This is a genomic window from Pseudomonas sp. S1_G07, assembly GCF_054668565.1.
Window position 1 is genome coordinate 2,636,447 of the sequence record NZ_CP162778.1, and the last position, 17,866, is coordinate 2,654,312.

Genomic DNA, 17,866 nt, shown 5'->3' on the forward strand with positions numbered 1-17,866 from the left:
TGACGCTTCTGTAGGAGCGAGCTCGCTCGCGAAAAACTTGAGGGCGCCGCGTAGATTCTGGATGTACGCGTTATCGTTGACGTCTTTCGCGAGCAAGAACTAGGCGTCCCCCTCGCTCCTACAGGGGGAAGCGGCGTCGGGTTACTTGGAGAGAAAGCGCATGCCCTCTTCAAGCCCGCGCAACGTCAGCGGGTACATCTGGTCCTCGACCAACTCCCGCACGATCCCGGTCGAGGCGGTATAGCCCCAGGTGTCCTTGGGATACGGGTTTATCCAGATCAGCTTCTTGTACTTGGCCATGAAGCGCTGCATCCACACATACCCCGGTTCCTCGTTCCAATGCTCGACGCTGCCGCCGGCCTGGGTGATCTCATACGGCGCCATCGACGCATCGCCGATAAAGATCACTTTGTAATCGGCGCCGTATTTGTGCAGCAGGTCCTGGGTGGACGTGCGTTCCGAGGTGCGGCGCTGGTTGTTCTTCCACACCGACTCGTACACGAAGTTGTGGAAGTAGAAGTACTCCAGGTGCTTGAACTCGGTCTTGCAGGCCGAGAACAGCTCTTCGCAGATCTTCACGTGGGCATCCATCGAGCCGCCGATATCGAACAGCAGCAACAGCTTGATGGTGTTGCGCCGTTCCGGGCGCATCTGGATGTTCAGCAGGCCGGCGTCGCGGGCGGTGTGGTCGATGGTGCCATCGATGTCCAGCTCTTCGGCCGCGCCCTGGCGCGCGAACTTGCGCAGGCGGCGCAGGGCAACCTTGATGTTGCGTGTACCCAGTTCCACCTGATCATCGAGGTTCTTGTACTCGCGCTGGTCCCAGACTTTCACCGCCTTGCCCTGGCGCTTGCCGGCATCGCCCACGCGAATGCCTTCCGGGTTGTAGCCGCCGGAGCCGAACGGGCTGGTGCCGCCGGTGCCGATCCACTTGTTGCCGCCGGCGTGGCGTTCCTTCTGTTCTTCCAGGCGCTTCTTGAAGGCTTCGATCAGCTTGTCCAGGCCACCAAGGGACTGGATCTGCGCGCGCTCCTCATCGCTGAGCGAACGTTCGAACTCCTTGCGCAGCCAGTCTTCGGGGATCAGCGCCTGCAAGTGGTCATCGAGCTTTTCCAGGCCGTTGAAATAGGCGCCGAAGGCGCGGTCGAACTTGTCGAAATGCCGCTCGTCCTTGACCAGGATCGTCCGGGCCAAGTAGTAAAACTCGTCCATGTCGGCGAAGGTCACGCGCTGCTTGAGCGCGTTGATCAGGTCGAGCAGCTCGCGCACCGACACCGGCACCTTGGCTGCACGCATCTCGTTGAACAGGTTGAGCAACATTATCGATTACCGCGACGGCTCATGAATGCCAGACGTTCGAGCAGTTGCACGTCTTGCTCGTTTTTCACCAACGCGCCGGCCAGCGGCGGGATGGCCTTGGTCGGGTCGCGCTCACGCAGCACCGCTTCGCCGATGTTGTCGGCCATCAGCAGCTTGAGCCAGTCGACCAGTTCGGAGGTGGACGGTTTTTTCTTCAGGCCCGGTACCTTGCGCACGTCAAAGAACACGTCCAGCGCTTCGCTGACCAGGTCTTTCTTGATGTCGGGGTAGTGCACATCGACGATCTTTTGCAGGGTGGTGCGGTCGGGGAAAGCGATGTAATGGAAGAAGCAACGGCGCAGGAACGCGTCCGGCAGTTCTTTTTCGTTGTTGGAGGTGATGATGATGATCGGGCGCTTCCTGGCCTTGATGGTCTCGTCGATTTCGTAGACGTAGAACTCCATCTTGTCGAGTTCCTGCAACAGGTCGTTGGGGAACTCGATGTCGGCCTTGTCGATTTCATCGATCAGCAGGATCACCCGCTCTTCGGACTCGAACGCTTCCCAGAGCTTGCCTTTCTTCAGGTAGTTGCGCACATCGTGAACTTTGTCCACGCCCAATTGTGAGTCGCGCAGACGGCTGACCGCATCGTACTCGTACAGGCCCTGATGCGCCTTGGTGGAGGACTTGATGTGCCAGGTGATCAGCTTGGCGCCGAAGGACTCGGCCAATTGTTCGGCGAGCATGGTCTTGCCGGTGCCCGGTTCGCCCTTGACCAGCAACGGACGCTCCAGGGTGATGGCGGCGTTGACGGCCAGTTTCAGGTCATCGGTAGCCACATAGGCCTGGGTGCCTTCGAACTTCATCGGTGTTTCCTCGAATTCAACAATGCCTCGACTATACCGCGCGGCCCCGGCGACTGTGAACGCAGGCGGGCCATTCAGTCTCTGAATGGCCAGTCACCCTGCCTTGTAGGAGCGAGCTTGCTCGCGAAGAACGTCAACGATGACGCGTTCAGCATGGTTTAACGCCGCGTCGTCGGATTTTTCGCGAGCAAGCTCGCGCCTACAGGGGCTCAGTCGGCGCTGGGCTTGGGCTGTTCGTAGCGGGCGTTGAATGCCTGGATGAATCCGTTGCGCAAGATCGCTAAAAACGCAGAGAACGCGCTGACATCTTGCTGATGCACGCTGCCACTGAGCTCGACACGGGTAGCGAATTGGTTCTTGCGCTGGTTTTTCAGCACGGTCTCGCTGGCGCCGACCACGGCCTCCCAGATCGAGCGGAAGATGTTCTTGTCTTTGTCTTCTACGTCCTGCTGCCAGTCAAACACCTCTACATCACGCATCAGCGGCTTGATGTAACCGCTCAACTGGCCGTTTTCGGCCTGGGCTTCGATGACCACATCCCCGGTGCCCGCCTTGAAGTCGAACTTGCCATAGGCCGAGGCAAAGTCATTCATGCGCTTGAGCTGCAAATCCTTGGCGCGAAAGCGGAATTCGAAGTTTTCGAAATTGCTCAGCGGGTCGAAGGTGGCGCTGGCTTCCAGTGGCGCCTGGCCCTGCAGCATGGCTTTGCCGTCGAAGCGAGCATCGCGCTTGCCTTTGACGTCGACCACGTTGGTCAGGTTGTAGAAGCTGGCGTTGACCTCGGTAGCGTTGATGTTCACCGGCGGTTTTGAGTTGAAATTATGGAACGCGACCTTGCCGTCTTCGATGCGCACTTCATCCAGCGTGATTGGCAACAGTTTGCCCAATTGTTCGCGCCAGTCGGTGCCTTTACCGGTCTGGGAGGCCTGCTGGTTGGCGCCGCCGTCGACGAAGTTCACTTCCGGGTGGATAAACAGCACCTTGGCCACCACCGCGTGGTCATACCATAACGCGTGCCAGCTCACCGCCAGGTCGATCAGCGGTGCCTTGACGAACGGTACCGGCACTTTGCCGTCGACCTTGACGATCTGCAGGCCGTTGATTCTGTACGCGCCACGCCACAGCGCCAGGTCGACATCGGTGATCTGGCCACGGTAGTCGCCCATGTCGGCGAGCTTGTCATTCAGGTAGTTACGCACCAGATAAGGCAGCGCGATGCTCAGGGCAGCCAGCAGTACCACCAGCCCGGCGATGGTCCAGAGTGGCCAACTGTAGCGACGTTTCATGGGGCATTCTCCTTGCTTGTAGGAGATTGACTGTCGTGAACGCCGCAACGTTCCTCCGACTGGACGCCTTGGAACACGAGGCATACCCTTGAAGCCTTCCTGAAATTGCCCAATAGGACCCGTCATGAGCCGCATTTTTGCAGATAACGCGCACTCCATCGGTAACACGCCCCTGGTACAGATCAATCGCATCGCACCCCGTGGTGTGACCATCCTGGCCAAGATCGAAGGGCGTAACCCAGGTTACTCGGTGAAGTGCCGCATTGGCGCAAACATGATCTGGGACGCCGAAAGCACCGGCAAACTCAAGCCGGGCATGACCATTGTCGAGCCGACTTCAGGCAACACCGGCATCGGCCTGGCGTTTGTCGCGGCTGCGCGTGGCTACAAGCTGCAGCTGACCATGCCGGCGTCCATGAGCCTCGAACGCCGCAAGGTGCTCAAGGCCCTTGGCGCCGAGCTGGTGCTGACCGAGCCGGCCAAGGGCATGAAGGGCGCCATCGACAAGGCCGGCGAAATCGTCGCCAGCGACCCGGCCACCTACTTTATGCCGGCCCAGTTCGAAAACCCGGCCAACCCGGCGATCCACGAAAAAACCACCGGCCCGGAAATCTGGAACGACACCGATGGCGCCGTCGACGTGCTGGTGGCGGGCGTGGGCACCGGCGGTACCCTCACCGGCGTATCGCGTTATATCAAGAACACCCAGGGCAAACCGATCCTGTCGGTGGCCGTCGAGCCGATGGTGTCGCCGGTGATCACCCAGGCGCTGGCCGGTGAAGAGATCAAGCCCAGCCCGCACAAGATCCAGGGCATCGGCGCCGGTTTTGTGCCGAAGAACCTCGACCTCTCGATGGTCGATCGCGTGGAACTGGTGACCGACGATGAGTCCAAGGCCATGGCCCTGCGCCTGATGCAGGAAGAGGGGATCCTCTGTGGCATCTCCTGTGGCGCCGCGATGGCCGTGGCCGTGCGCTTGGCCGAGAAGCCGGAAATGCAGGGCAAGACGATCGTGGTCATCCTGCCGGACTCGGGGGAGCGCTACCTGTCGAGCATGTTGTTCAGCGATTTGTTTACCGAGCAGGAAAACCAGGCCTGATAGGCATTTGGGGTTGATGTGTGTCAGCCCCGTTGCCCTGGGCCTTCTGCATAATGGCCCAACTGTTTATCATGGCTGGCTGCCATGTCTGGTTTCCCCGTGACGGGAAGTTGTTGGCCAGGCGCTTATTTCCAGGAGTTGCTGCATGACCTTTTCGTTGACCGCCAAGTTGTCGGTGCTGCTGTTGTTTATCGGCAGCACGCTGTACGTACATCTGCGCGGCAAGGCCCGTTTGCCGATGTTGCGCCAGTTCGTCAACCATTCGGCGCTGTTCGCTCCCTATAACGCTTTGATGTACCTGTTCTCGGCGGTGCCGTCCAAACCCTACCTGGACCGCAGCAAGTTCCCGGAACTGGATGTGCTCAAGGACAACTGGGAGGTGATCCGCGAAGAGGCCATGCACCTGTTCGACGAGGGGTACATCCGCGCCGCCGAAAAGAACAACGATGCCGGGTTTGGCTCGTTCTTCAAGAAAGGCTGGAAGCGTTTCTACCTCAAGTGGTACGACAAACCCCTGCCTTCGGCCGAGGCCTTGTGCCCCAAGACTGTGGCCCTGGTGAGCAGCATTCCCAACGTCAAGGGGGCGATGTTCGCGCTGTTGCCGGGCGGCAGCCACCTCAACCCGCACCGCGACCCGTTTGCCGGCTCCCTGCGTTATCACCTGGGGTTGTCCACGCCGAACTCCGATGCCTGCCGCATCTTCGTCGACGGTCAGGTCTACGCCTGGCGCGATGGTGAAGACGTGATGTTCGACGAAACCTACGTGCACTGGGTGAAGAACGAAACCGAGCAGACCCGCGTGATCCTGTTCTGCGACATCGAGCGCCCCCTGAGCAACCGCCTGATGACCCGTATCAACCGTTGGGTCAGCATGCAACTGGGCCGCGCCACCGCGCCGCAGAACCTGGACGACGAGCGCGTGGGCGGGATCAACCAGGCGTATGCCTGGAGCAAGACCTTCAGCGACAAATTCAGCGGTATGGTCAAGCAGTGGAAGCGCAAGCATCCCAAGGCCTACCGCATTGCGCGGCCGGTGTTGGCGGTGGTTGTCCTGGTACTGCTGTGGAAGTGGTTGTTCGGATAAAAAGCAGCTTCTAGAGGCAAGCTTCAAGCTGATAACTCACTTGCAGCTTGAAGCTTGTCACTTGCTGCTGTCCTTCAGGACGCAATCAACTGCCGCAGCACATAGTGCAAAATCCCCCCCGACTTGAAGTATTCCACTTCATTCAAGGTATCGATCCGGCACAGCACCTCGACCTTCTCGCTGCTGCCATCCTCTCGAGTAATCACCAGCGTCAGGTTCATCCGCGGCACGATCTCCACATCGGTCAGCCCCAGGATGTCGATTTTCTCCTTGCCGGTCAGCTTGAGCGACTTGCGGTTCTGATCCAGCTTGAACTGCAACGGCAACACACCCATACCCACCAGGTTGGAGCGGTGAATCCGCTCGAAACTCTCGGCGATCACCGCCTTGACCCCCAGCAGGTTGGTGCCCTTGGCCGCCCAGTCGCGGCTGGAGCCGGTGCCATATTCCTGCCCCGCGATCACCACCAGCGGCGTGCCCGACGCCTGGTATTTCATCGAGGCGTCGTAGATCGGCATTTTCTCGCCAGTGGGGATGTACAGCGTGTTGCCGCCTTCCTCGCCGCCGAGCATTTCATTGCGGATACGGATATTGGCAAAGGTGCCGCGCATCATCACTTCATGGTTACCCCGGCGTGAGCCGTAGGAGTTGAAGTCGCGCGGCTCCACGCCCTGCTCGCGCAGGTAGCGGCCGGCGGGGCTGTCGGTCTTGATGTTGCCGGCGGGGGAGATGTGGTCGGTGGTCACCGAGTCTCCCAGCAACGCCAGCACGTTGGCTGCCTTGATGTCTTTGATCACCGGCAGCGGACCGGCAATGTCGTCGAAGAACGGCGGGTGCTGGATGTAGGTGGAGTCCTGCTGCCACACATAGGTCGCGGCCTGCGGCACTTCAATCGCCTGCCACTGTTCGTCGCCGGCAAACACCTCGGCGTATTCCTTGTGGAACATGCCGGTGCTGACTTGCGCCACCGCGTCGGCAATCTCCTGGCTGCTGGGCCAGATGTCCTTCAAGTACACCGGGTTACCGTGTTGATCGTTACCCAGCGGCTCGCTGCTGATATCAATACGCACGGTACCGGCCAAGGCATACGCGACCACCAACGGCGGTGAAGCCAGCCAGTTGGTTTTCACCAGGGGGTGTACGCGGCCTTCGAAGTTGCGGTTGCCGGACAGCACCGAAGCCACGGTGAGGTCGGCTTTCTGGATGGCTTTTTCAATCGGCTCGGGCAACGGGCCGGAGTTGCCGATGCAGGTGGTGCAGCCATAACCCACCAGGTCGAAGCCGAGTTGGTCCAGGTACTGGGTGAGGCCGGCGGCCTTGTAGTAGTCGGTGACCACCTTCGAGCCGGGGGCCAGCGAACTTTTCACCCATGGTTTGCGGGTCAGGCCCTTTTCTACCGCCTTCTTCGCCACCAGCCCCGCCGCCATCATCACGCTGGGGTTGGAGGTGTTGGTGCACGACGTAATCGCCGCGATGACCACCGCGCCGTTTTTCAGGCGATAGGTGCTGCCTTCGTATTCATAATCGGCCTCACCCACCAGGTCGGCGTTGCCCACGGCCACACCGCCCCCGCCTTCGCTTTCCAGGCGGCCCTCTTCCTTGTTGGTGGGTTTGAATTGCAGGTCGAGGAAGTCGCTGAAGGCTTGGCCCACGTTCGGCAGGGACACGCGGTCCTGCGGGCGTTTCGGCCCGGCCAGGCTGGCTTCGACGCTGCCCATGTCCAACGCCAGACTGTCCGTGAACACCGGCTCCTGGCCGGCGTGGCGCCACAGACCTTGGGCCTTGGTGTAGGCCTCCACCAGTTTCACGGTTTCGGCGGGGCGGCCGGACAGGCGCAGATAGTCCAACGTCACCTCATCCACCGGGAAGAAGCCGCAGGTGGCGCCGTATTCCGGAGCCATGTTGGCGATGGTGGCACGGTCGGCGAGGGGCAGGTCTGCCAGGCCGTCGCCGTAGAATTCGACGAACTTGCCCACCACGCCTTTCTTGCGCAGCATCTGGGTGACGGTCAGCACCAGGTCGGTGGCGGTGATGCCTTCCTTCAGTTTGCCGGTGAGCTTGAAGCCGATCACTTCCGGAATCAGCATCGACACCGGTTGGCCCAGCATTGCCGCTTCGGCTTCGATACCGCCCACGCCCCAGCCCAGTACGCCAAGGCCGTTGATCATGGTGGTGTGGGAGTCGGTGCCGACCAGGGTGTCGGGGAAGGCGTAGGTGCGGCCGTCTTCATCTTTGGTCCACACGGTGCGGCCCAGGTATTCGAGGTTGACCTGATGGCAGATGCCGGTGCCCGGCGGCACCACGCTGAAATTATCGAAAGCGCTCTGGCCCCAGCGCAGGAAGGCATAGCGTTCGCCGTTGCGCTGCATCTCGATGTCGACGTTTTGCCCGAAGGCGTCGGCGTTGCCGAACTTGTCGACCATCACCGAGTGGTCGATCACCAGGTCCACCGGCGACAGCGGGTTGATGCGCTGCGGGTCGCCACCGGCCTTGGCCACGGCGGCGCGCATGGCGGCCAGGTCGACCACGGCGGGCACGCCGGTAAAGTCCTGCATCAGCACGCGGGCGGGGCGATATTGAATCTCGCGGTCGGACTGGCGTTCTTTGAGCCAGGCGGCAATGGCCTTGAGGTCGGCGCCGGTGACGGTCTTGTTGTCTTCCCAGCGCAGCAGGTTTTCCAGCAGCACCTTGAGCGACATCGGCAGCTTGTCCAGGTCGCCCAGGCTCCTGGCGGCTTCGGGCAGGCTGAAGTAGTGGTAGGTTTTAGTGTCTATTTCCAGGGTTTTAAGGGTTCTCAGGCTATCAAGCGATGACATGACGCGACTCCTTATGGTCCGCACGGCTACGGACCTGACGGGACAAACAGAGCTTTAAAACTAGCTCTGTTTTCATTAGCAGGCTAATAACTGGACCCTATCGTTAAGTCCAAGGTTCCGAACTCGGCTATCATGCGCGCGTTTTCATGACAGGTCGTGCGATAGCGCAAGCCAGTTGCCAGGAGATTCAATGAACACCCTTTTTATGCACTGCCGCCCAGGTTTTGAAGGCGAAGTCTGCTCCGAGATCGCGGAGCACGCCGCACGGCTGAACGTGTCCGGCTACGCCAAGGCCAAGACCGGCAGCGCCTGCGCCGAATTTGTCTGCACTGAAGAAGACGGCGCCCAGCGCCTGATGCACGGCCAGCGCTTTGCCGAACTGATCTTCCCAAGGCAGTGGGCGCGCGGGGTGTTTATCGACCTGCCGGACACCGATCGCATCAGCGTGATCCTCGCCCATCTGCGCGAATTCCCGGTGTGTGGCAGCCTGTGGCTGGAGATGGTCGACACCAACGACGGCAAGGAGCTGTCGAACTTCTGCAAAAAGTTCGAAGTGCACCTGCGCAAGGCCTTGCTCAACGCCGGCAAGTTGGTCGACGACCCGAGCAAGCCGCGCCTGTTGCTGACCTTCAAGAGCGGCCGCGAAGTGTTCATGGGCCTGGCCGAGTCGAACAACTCGGCGATGTGGCCGATGGGCATTCCACGCCTGAAATTCCCGCGTGAAGCGCCGAGTCGTTCGACGCTGAAGCTGGAAGAGGCCTGGCACCACTTTATCCCCCGCGACCAGTGGGACGAGCGCCTGCACAGCGACATGACCGGCGTCGACCTGGGCGCAGCGCCCGGCGGCTGGACCTGGCAACTGGTCAACCGGGGCATGCTGGTGACCGCCATCGACAACGGCCCCATGGCCGAAAGCCTGATGGACACCGGCCTGGTGCAACACTTGATGGCCGATGGCTTCACCTTTGTGCCCAAGCAACCGGTGGACTGGATGGTGTGCGACATCGTCGAGAAACCGGCGCGCAACGCCGCGCTGCTGGAAACCTGGATCGGCGAAGGGTATTGCCGTGAGGCGGTGGTGAACCTGAAGTTGCCGATGAAGCAGCGGTATGCCGAAGTGAAGCGCTTGCTGGAGCGCATCGAAGACGGCTTCAAGGCGCGTGGTATTCGGGTGGAGATCGGCTGCAAGCAGCTGTACCACGACCGCGAGGAAGTGACGTGCCACCTGCGTCGGCTGGTGGATGTGAAGAAAACCAAGGCCCGCTGAACTGAGCGCCGGTTTCAGGAGTAGACAATGAGCGATATTTTCGACACCGCCGTGGATGGCACCCTCGACGCAACGGGCCTCAATTGCCCTGAGCCGGTGATGATGTTGCACCAACACATACGCGACCTGCCGCCTGGCGGCTTGCTCAAGGTCATCGCGACCGACCCGTCAACGCGCCGCGATATCCCCAAGTTCTGCGTGTTCCTTGACCATGAACTGGTGGATCAACAGGAGCAGGCCGGTACCTATCTGTACTGGATCCGCAAAAAACTCGACTAACACCGGTCCCTGCAGGAGCGAGGGGGTACGCGTTGTGCTTATGCCTTGTTGGCGCGAATGCGCCGGCGTGCACTGCGCGCCAGGCGCACCAGCAACATCCCCGCCGCACAGCTCAAGCCAACGATCAGCCCTTGCCACAAACCGCTTGGGCCGCTCGGTTCGCCGAGCCAGTCGGTCAGCCCCAGGGCGTAACCCACCGGCAACCCCACGCCCCAATAGGCAAACAGGGTCAGCACCATGGTCACCCGGGTGTCTTGGTAGCCGCGCAGTGCGCCAGCGGCGGTCACCTGGATCGAGTCGGAGAACTGGAACAGCGCCGAGAACACAATCAGCATGGATGCCAGGTGGATCACCACCGGGTCGGGGGTATAGATCGCGGCAATCTGCTCACGAAACACCAGCATCAAACTGCAGGAAAAGCACGCATACGCCAGTGCGGTGCCCATGCCGACCCCGGCAGCGAAGCGCGCTTCCCGAGGTTCGCCGCGCCCAAGGGCCTGGCCGACCCGCACGGTGACGGCCATGCTCAGGGAGTAGGGGATCATGAACACCAGCGAGCTGACGTTCAGTGCGATCTGATGCCCGGACACCACGGTGGCGCCCAGGCTGCCGAGCAGCAGGGCGATCACCGCAAAAATGCTCGATTCGGCAAAGATCGCCACGCCAATCGGCAAGCCAATCCCCAATACACGCTTGATCACCGCCCACTGCGGCCAATCGAAGCGCTTGAACAGTTCGCTGCTTTGATAAGCCGGCCCCCAGCGCGTCCAGCCGGCCAGGCCGAGCATCATCACCCACATCGCAATGGCCGTGGCCCAGCCGCAGCCTACGCCGCCCATCGCCGGCACGCCGAAGTGGCCGTAGATGAAGATGTAGTTCAGCGGAATATTCAGTGCCAGGCCGACCAGGCCCATGACCATGCTCGGCCGTGTGCGGCCCAGCCCATCGCTGAAACACCGCAGCACATAGTAAAGCGCGATGGCCGGCATACCGGCGGCGATGCCATGCAGATAGCCCATGGACGGCTCGATCAGGTCGGGTTCGACCTTCATTGCGTGCAGGATCGGTTCGGCGCACAGCAGCAACAGCGCGCCGATGATACCGACCACTATGGCCAGCCACAATGACTGACGCACCAACGGCCCGATCTCACTGAATTGGCCCGCGCCATAGCGCTGGGCGACTTTCGGCGTGGTGGCCAGCAGGGTGCCGGTCATCAGCAGGTACACCGGGATCCAGATCGAGTTGCCCAGGCCCACTGCCGCCAAATCCTGGGGGCTGACCCGACCGGCCATCACCGCGTCGACGAAACTCATGGCCGTGGTCGCCAACTGGCCGATCATGATCGGCAGGGCGAGCGTCAGCAGGCCGCGCACTTCCCGGCTGATGCGGGCGGGGCGGGTGAGGGCAGCGGTGGCGGTATTCACGTGAAGGTGTCCAGTTCAGGGGCGCGCAAAAACGTCGGATTCTACGCCTTGACACAATGGTCAGGAAAAAACCTGTGTTAGCGATTTGTAAGCGACGGCTGCGATGCCTGTACACTGCGGGTCCGCCAAAGGAGCCTGCCATGCTGATTGTTGCCGACGAAAATATCCCGCTGCTCGATGAGTTCTTCCAAGGATTTGGCGAGATTCGCCGAGTGTCCGGCCGTTCCATCGACCGCGCCACGGTCGAGCAGGCCGACGTGTTGCTGGTGCGCTCGGTGACCAACGTCAACCGTGCCCTGCTGGAGGGCACGAAGGTGCGTTTTGTCGGCACCTGCACCATCGGCACCGACCACCTCGATCTCGAGTACTTCAAGCAGGCCGGTATCCAGTGGTCCAGCGCCCCCGGCTGCAACGCGCGCGGCGTGGTGGACTATGTGCTGGGCAGCCTGCAGACCCTGGCCGAGATCGAAGGTGCCGATCTCAACCAGCGCACCTATGGCGTGGTCGGCGCGGGTGAAGTGGGCGGGCGGCTGGTCGGCGTACTCAGGGGCCTGGGCTGGAACGTGCTGGTGTGCGACCCGCCACGGCAGATCGCCGAAGACGGTGATTACGTCAGCCTGGCGCAAATCATCGAGCAGTGCGATGTGATCAGCCTGCATACGCCGCTGACCAAGTCCGGCAACGGCTCCACCTGGCACCTGTTGGATCGCGAGCGGCTCAACCGCCTCAAGCCTGGCACCTGGCTGATCAACGCCAGCCGCGGCCCGGTGGTGGACAATGCCGCCCTGCGCGACACCCTGCTGGAGCGCGAAGACCTGCAAGCGGTGCTGGATGTGTGGGAAGGCGAGCCGGAGGTGGACGCTGACCTGGCCGACCTGTGCGTACTGGCCACTCCGCATATCGCCGGTTACAGCCTGGACGGCAAACAGCGCGGCACGGCGCAGATTTACCAGGCGTTCTGCGCGCACCTGGGCCAGGCGCCGAGTATTCAACTGAGTGACCTCTTGCCACCACCGTGGCTGGCCGAGGTGCACTTGAATGCCTCGACCGACCCCGCCTGGGCGCTGGCAACCTTGTGCCGCAGCGTGTATGACCCACGCCGTGACGATGCGGATTTTCGCCGCAGTCTTGTGGGAACTGTCGAGGAGCAACGCAAGGCGTTCGACCTGCTGCGCAAGCATTATCCAGAGCGCCGCGAGATTGATGGCTTGAAGGTGCGTATCAATGGGGAGTCGGCGGTGTTGTCGACTATCGTCTGTGCGTTGGGCGCCGAATTGGTTTAACCGGCATAAAAAAACCGGCCCTCAAAGGCCGGTTCTGAAAGATCCCGGGTGCTTCAGCCTTGCCGGGCAGGCTTGACCAGCTTTTCTTCCAGTTCGCGGCACGCTTGCTGGATCATCTCTTCGGTAATCTGCACTTCGCGGCCTTGGGCGTCGATGACGGAGCAAGGCAAGTGCTGCGGTTGGCGGATTACTTCAATCTTGGCATCGCTGCTGTTTTGCAAGGTCATGGCCTGTCTCCTCATCAGGTTGTGTACCTACTTTAGACCCCCCGCGTGACCACGCTGTTACAACTCCCTGCTGGGTCACCGGTTCGAACACCCACTCCATCAGAAACCTCCAGGGATTTCCAGCCGGACGTTAGACCGATAGCCTCTAGGCGCCTGCATCGGTGGGCATAATTAACCTGACTCATTGTTATTTGCCCAAGTTCCCCCAATGTTGAGGTACAGGTTCCTCATCGGTGATCCCCCTATGTTCTCAACCCGTCAACGCCGCGCGATTCGCCTGGCCAGCCGCTTTATCGCGCCCTACCGTTGGCACGCGTTGGGTGCCTTGCTGGCGCTGATCGTCACCGCCGGCATCACCTTGTCCATGGGGCAGGGTATTCGCCTGCTGGTGGACCAAGGGTTCATGACCCAGTCGCCGCACCTGCTCAACCAGTCCATCGGCCTGTTCATGGTGCTGGTGTTGGGCCTGGCGGTGGGCACGTTTGCGCGGTTTTACCTGGTGTCGTGGATCGGCGAACGGGTGGTGGCGGATATTCGTCGCCAGGTGTTCAACCACCTGATCTACCTGCACCCCGGCTTTTACGAGAACAATCGCAGCTCGGAGATCCAGTCGCGCCTGACCACCGACACCACCTTGCTGCAATCGGTGATCGGCTCGTCGTTGTCGCTGTTCCTGCGCAATGCGCTGATGGTCATCGGCGGTATCGTGCTGCTGTTTATCACCAACCCCAAGCTCACCAGCATCGTGGTGGTGGCGCTGCCATTGGTGCTGGCGCCGATTCTGATCTTCGGTCGCCGCGTGCGCAGTTTGTCGCGCCTGAGCCAGGACCGTATTGCCGATGTGGGCAGCTATGTGGCCGAGACCCTCGGCCAGATCAAGACCGTGCAGGCCTACAACCACCAGGTCCAGGATGAGCAGCGCTTCGCCGTGACCGTGGAAGAGGCCTTTGCCACCGCGCGCAAACGCATCGCGCAGCGCGCCTGGCTGATCACCCTGGTGATCATGCTGGTGCTTGGCGCCGTGGGCGTAATGTTGTGGGTCGGCGGTATGGACGTGATCAGCGGGCGCATTTCCGGCGGTGAACTGGCCGCGTTTGTGTTCTACAGCCTGATCGTCGGCAGTGCCGTCGGCACCCTGAGTGAAGTGCTGGGCGAGCTGCAGCGCGCCGCGGGTGCAGCCGAGCGGATCGGTGAGCTGTTGCAGTCAACCAACGAAATTCAAGCACCCGCAACCGATGCCGTGCGCTTGCCGGAGCGGGTCAGTGGCCGCATGGAACTGCAAGACCTGCGCTTTTCCTACCCCTCACGGCCAGACAGCTACGCCATCGACGGCTTGAACCTGACCATCAAGCCCGGCGAAACCCTGGCATTGGTGGGACCGTCCGGTGCGGGCAAATCGACGCTCTTCGACCTGCTGCTACGCTTCTACGACCCCCAGCAAGGCCGAATCCTGCTTGAGGGCCATGCGCTGACCGAGCTCGACCCCCTGGACCTGCGCCGCCACTTCGCCCTGGTGTCCCAGAGCCCGGCGCTGTTTTTCGGCAGCGTCGAAGAAAACATCCGCTACGGCAACCCGAGCGCTACCCGCGAGCAGGTCGAAGCTGCCGCGCGCATTGCCCACGCCCACGACTTCATCCTGCAAATGCCCGAGGGCTACCAGACCCACCTCGGCGATGGCGGCATGGGCCTTTCCGGCGGCCAGCGCCAACGCCTGGCCATTGCCCGCGCGCTGCTGGTGGACGCGCCGATCCTGCTGCTGGACGAAGCCACCAGCGCCCTCGATGCCCAGAGTGAGCACTTGATACAACAAGCCTTGCCGCAACTGATGCAAGGGCGCACCACGTTGGTCATCGCCCATCGCTTGGCTACGGTGAAGAATGCCGACCGGATTGCGGTGATGGACCAAGGCAAGCTGGTGGCGGTGGGTACGCATCAGCAGTTGATTGCGAGTAATCCGCTATATGCGAGGCTGGCGGCGTTGCAGTTCAGTGATGGAGCTGAGGCGGAATGAAGCTGCGGTTAGCTTGTTCCTAAGGCATCATGTGACCTTTCGTTATTGAGCTGGATGAGGACATGAGCCGTTATCAACCTCCGTTGACACTGACTACAAAGATGCTGGCTCTGGTTGCCGACATCAGTGAGCAGATTGGTCAACTTTCAGTCGGTGATGATAATCGTCAGACGCCTCAGTTAAGACGTGGCAATCGAATCCGCACCATCCAGGCCTCGCTGGCTATCGAGAACAATACCCTTAGCGTCGAGCAAGTGACTGCTGTGCTGGAGGGTAAGCGGGTGTTGGGTTTGCCTCGGGAAATCCAGGAAGTGCGTAATGCATTTTCTGCTTACGAGGCGATGCCGCAGTGGGCGGCGGGTGATCGTGCTGATCTGCTTAAGGCGCATGAACTGCTGATGTTTGGATTGATCGATGATGCCGGACGGTTTCGCCAGTCGGGCGTCGGCATTTATCGCGGCGAGCAGTTAGTTCATATGGCTCCGCCCGCCAGTCGCGTGACGCATCTGATGGATGACTTGCTGCAATGGCTATCTGTTTCTGATTGGCATCCGCTTATCGCGAGCTGCGTGTTCCACTACGAGTTTGAGTTTATCCATCCATTTGCAGACGGTAATGGGCGGATGGGGCGTCTATGGCAAACCTTGATCCTTAGCCAGTGGCGCCCTGTATTGGCTTACTTGCCGGTGGAAGCGGTGATTCGGGAACAGCAGGACGCCTACTATGCCGCGTTGTCGGCGGCCGATCAGCGAGCCGAGGCGACTCCCTTCGTTGAGTTCATGTTGCAGGCGCTGAGTCTGGCGTTGGCCGAAGCGGTGCAAAGCGAACGTCCGGCGGTTTCATAAAAAATGCCCGCATCCTTCAATGCAGGCATTGCTCTTGAAGCTTCAAACTTGCCGCTTGAAGCTGCCCCTCTTACTGATCATCGAAATATCGCTCGTGCCAATCCACCAACGGCTGTGGCGAGTTGAGCTTCTGCCCGTAGATGACCGAATAAGACAGCACGTTCTGCACATACTGGCGGGTTTCGTCGAACGGGATGCTTTCCACCCATACGTCGAAACTCAGGTGGTCGGCGCCCCGCAGCCACTGGCGTACGCGGCCAGGACCGGCGTTGTAGGCGGCGGAGGCGAGCACGCGGTTGCCGTTGAACTGGCTGTGCACCTGGCTCAGGTAGGCGGCGCCGAGCTGGATGTTTTTGTCCGGGTCCAGCACTTGGGCCGGGGAGGCCAGGGGGATGCTGAACTTGCGCGCCGTGTCCTTGGCGGTGCCGGGCATCAGTTGCATCAGGCCGCTGGCGCCGACGCCGGAGCGGGCGTCGTCCATAAAGGCGCTTTCCTGGCGAGTGATGGCGAATACCCAGCTCGAATGCAGGCCGCGGACCTTGGCTTCGCGCACCAGGGTGTCGCGGTGGGCCATCGGGAAGCGGATATCCAGGTCATCCCAGTACTGCGCCTGGCTGATGGTGCGGATCGCCGGGAAGTACCACTTCATGTCGTAGGCCAGTTTGGCCTGGGCGACCATCTCGTCACGGTTGAAGTGACGGCTGACGTGGTACCACTCGCGGCGGCCATCCACCACTTGGCCACGTGCATAGAATTCCAGGGCACGGCGTACGCCGGGGGTGTTGCGTACCTTATTGATCAGCGCCTGGCTCATCACCAGCGGCTTGTTGTTCAACTGGTACGGCGCCTTGGAGCGGTCGGCGGCGAGGAAACCGTAGAAATCCCGCTCCCGCGACAGGTTCTTGTACAACACCAGCGCTTGCGGGTTTTTCGGCTCGGCCAGTTCCAGGCTGCGGGCCTGCCAGTAGCGCCAACGGTTGGTGATGGCCAGGTCATGCGGGAGTTTGCGGGTCAACTGGTAGGCATCTTCCCAGCGCGCCAGGCGCAACAGCAGGCGCAGGCGCCACTCGGAAACGGTGTTGTCGCGCAACTCGGGGTCGTACTTGGTCATCACCTCTAGCGCGCGCGGGTCGAAGCGTTTGGCCTGGGTCAGACCGATCTCGCGGGCGATCGACACTTTTTCGTCACGGGAGAAGTGCATGCTGCTGGCATAGCCATCGAGCAGGGCCATGGCCTTGTCCGGGTCCTGGCGCGCCAGGCGGCGCAGGCCCAGGCCCACGGCGTCCGACATGGCCTCGGTGGCAGGCAGGAAACGTGACGGGTCGCTGAGCATGTCGGGCTTTTGCGCCACGTCCACCATCAGGCGGCCTTGGGCGCCGAGGGTCGGCAGGGTCTTCACCAGGCTGTTGGCCAGCGCGTAGTTGCGCGCTTCGGCGGCCAGTTTGGTGCGCTCCCAGATTTTCTGTTCGGTGAGTTGGCCATCCGCCGCCCACTGGCCGAAGGTGGCATCACAGGCAGCCGGTTGGGACTTGCCGGTCAACCACAGCGCTTCGGCGGTCTTGTAGCCTTCGGCCTTGAGGTTGTGGGTCAACTGGAATTGGCCATGCAGGCAGTCCAGTTCGACGAAGTTGAGCTTGGGGTCGTAGTACTTTTCAAAGGTCTGCCAGTCGCCACGCTCGGCCAGCCAGCGCAACCAGCGCAGTTTCATCCAGTTGGCCTGGGGCAGGTCGCCGTTCTTAGCGAGGAACTGTTCGATTTCCTGGTTGCTCGCGGTCTTCAGGCGGGCGGTCAGTTCGTCGTACGCCAGGTACGGTGTGAGCGGGTAGTCGGCCAGGGCCTGGCTGTATTGCATGTACGGGCCGGTATCGCCCTTGGCCAGGGCGCGTTTGGCCTCATCGTAATATTGACGTTGGGTGGTGAGGTCCACGGCCTGGGCGGATTGAACGGCGGTGGCGGAGAGAAGCAGACAAGATAAAAAGTTGAAAAGGCGACTGCGCATGATACGTCCGTGCAGAGAAATCACGACTAGCACCGGCACCGCCGACACTGATTGCCCCTAGCTTAGCCTTTTGCCAGC

At 61.3% G+C, this 17,866-nt stretch carries 13 protein-coding genes and 1 pseudogene; 7 read left to right on the forward strand and 7 right to left on the reverse strand.

Annotated elements, in window-relative coordinates; translation table 11 throughout:
* Positions 1 to 141 precede the first annotated feature (141 nt).
* The 3 genes from AB4O05_RS12130 to AB4O05_RS12140 form a co-directional block, all read right to left on the reverse strand.
* Complete coding sequence (locus AB4O05_RS12130; RefSeq protein ID WP_460137342.1) at positions 142 to 1,320, reverse strand: vWA domain-containing protein; 1,179 nt, start codon at positions 1,318 to 1,320, stop codon at positions 142 to 144.
* Positions 1,320 to 2,165, reverse strand: a complete 846-nt coding sequence (locus AB4O05_RS12135) for an AAA family ATPase (RefSeq protein WP_460137340.1) — start codon at positions 2,163 to 2,165, stop codon at positions 1,320 to 1,322. Before AB4O05_RS12135 ends, AB4O05_RS12130 begins: the two co-directional genes overlap by 1 nt.
* Positions 2,166 to 2,374: 209 nt before the next feature.
* Positions 2,375 to 3,451: a DUF748 domain-containing protein gene (locus tag AB4O05_RS12140; protein WP_460137338.1), complete on the reverse strand. Its 1,077-nt coding sequence runs from the start codon at positions 3,449 to 3,451 to the stop codon at positions 2,375 to 2,377.
* 124 nt (positions 3,452 to 3,575) lie between these two features.
* Here AB4O05_RS12140 and cysK point away from each other — a divergent pair, with 124 nt between their 5' ends.
* Together cysK and AB4O05_RS12150 are read left to right on the forward strand one after the other, a co-directional pair.
* Positions 3,576 to 4,550, forward strand: a complete 975-nt coding sequence (gene cysK, locus AB4O05_RS12145; protein WP_460137336.1) for a cysteine synthase A — start codon at positions 3,576 to 3,578, stop codon at positions 4,548 to 4,550.
* A 145-nt stretch (positions 4,551 to 4,695) separates the two neighbouring features.
* Positions 4,696 to 5,634, forward strand: a complete 939-nt coding sequence (locus AB4O05_RS12150; protein WP_460137334.1) for an aspartyl/asparaginyl beta-hydroxylase domain-containing protein — start codon at positions 4,696 to 4,698, stop codon at positions 5,632 to 5,634.
* Positions 5,635 to 5,708: 74 nt separating this feature from the next.
* Here the strand turns inward: AB4O05_RS12150 and acnA are convergent, their stop codons facing one another.
* A complete protein-coding gene (gene acnA / locus AB4O05_RS12155) occupies positions 5,709 to 8,450 on the reverse strand; it encodes an aconitate hydratase AcnA (protein WP_460137332.1) in 2,742 nt (913 codons plus the stop codon).
* A gap of 190 nt (positions 8,451 to 8,640) precedes the next feature.
* Here acnA and rlmM point away from each other — a divergent pair, with 190 nt between their 5' ends.
* Both rlmM and tusA read left to right on the forward strand, forming a co-directional pair.
* The gene (gene rlmM, locus AB4O05_RS12160; protein ID WP_460137330.1) at positions 8,641 to 9,717 is read left to right on the forward strand and encodes a 23S rRNA (cytidine(2498)-2'-O)-methyltransferase RlmM; all 1,077 of its coding nucleotides are present in this window, start codon (positions 8,641 to 8,643) and stop codon (positions 9,715 to 9,717) included.
* Between the two features lie 27 nt (positions 9,718 to 9,744).
* Positions 9,745 to 9,996: a sulfurtransferase TusA gene (gene tusA, locus AB4O05_RS12165; protein WP_065928166.1), complete on the forward strand. Its 252-nt coding sequence runs from the start codon at positions 9,745 to 9,747 to the stop codon at positions 9,994 to 9,996.
* Positions 9,997 to 10,034: 38 nt separating this feature from the next.
* Here tusA and AB4O05_RS12170 read toward each other — a convergent pair whose 3' ends face one another.
* The gene (locus AB4O05_RS12170; RefSeq protein WP_460137328.1) at positions 10,035 to 11,423 is read right to left on the reverse strand and encodes an MATE family efflux transporter; all 1,389 of its coding nucleotides are present in this window, start codon (positions 11,421 to 11,423) and stop codon (positions 10,035 to 10,037) included.
* A 140-nt stretch (positions 11,424 to 11,563) separates the two neighbouring features.
* Between AB4O05_RS12170 and pdxB the strand changes: the two genes are divergently transcribed.
* Entirely contained in the window at positions 11,564 to 12,706 is a 1,143-nt protein-coding gene (gene pdxB / locus AB4O05_RS12175) for a 4-phosphoerythronate dehydrogenase PdxB (RefSeq protein ID WP_460137326.1), read from the forward strand.
* Positions 12,707 to 12,759: 53 nt separating this feature from the next.
* On the opposite strand, the gene AB4O05_RS12180 is transcribed toward pdxB, so the two are convergent.
* The gene (locus tag AB4O05_RS12180) at positions 12,760 to 12,933 is read right to left on the reverse strand and encodes a PA1571 family protein (RefSeq protein WP_460137324.1); all 174 of its coding nucleotides are present in this window, start codon (positions 12,931 to 12,933) and stop codon (positions 12,760 to 12,762) included.
* Positions 12,934 to 13,141: 208 nt separating this feature from the next.
* Between AB4O05_RS12180 and AB4O05_RS12185 the strand changes: the two genes are divergently transcribed.
* Positions 13,142 to 14,944, forward strand: a complete 1,803-nt coding sequence (locus AB4O05_RS12185; protein ID WP_460137322.1) for an ABC transporter transmembrane domain-containing protein — start codon at positions 13,142 to 13,144, stop codon at positions 14,942 to 14,944.
* Between the two features lie 62 nt (positions 14,945 to 15,006).
* A pseudogene (locus AB4O05_RS12190) lies at positions 15,007 to 15,771 on the forward strand (Fic family protein); the annotation flags it as partial.
* Between the two features lie 88 nt (positions 15,772 to 15,859).
* Here AB4O05_RS12190 and AB4O05_RS12195 read toward each other — a convergent pair.
* Positions 15,860 to 17,788 carry a transglycosylase SLT domain-containing protein gene (locus AB4O05_RS12195; RefSeq protein WP_460137321.1) on the reverse strand — a complete coding sequence of 643 codons (1,929 nt, stop codon included), beginning with the start codon at positions 17,786 to 17,788 and terminating at the stop codon, positions 15,860 to 15,862.
* Between the last annotated feature and the right edge of the window lie 78 nt (positions 17,789 to 17,866).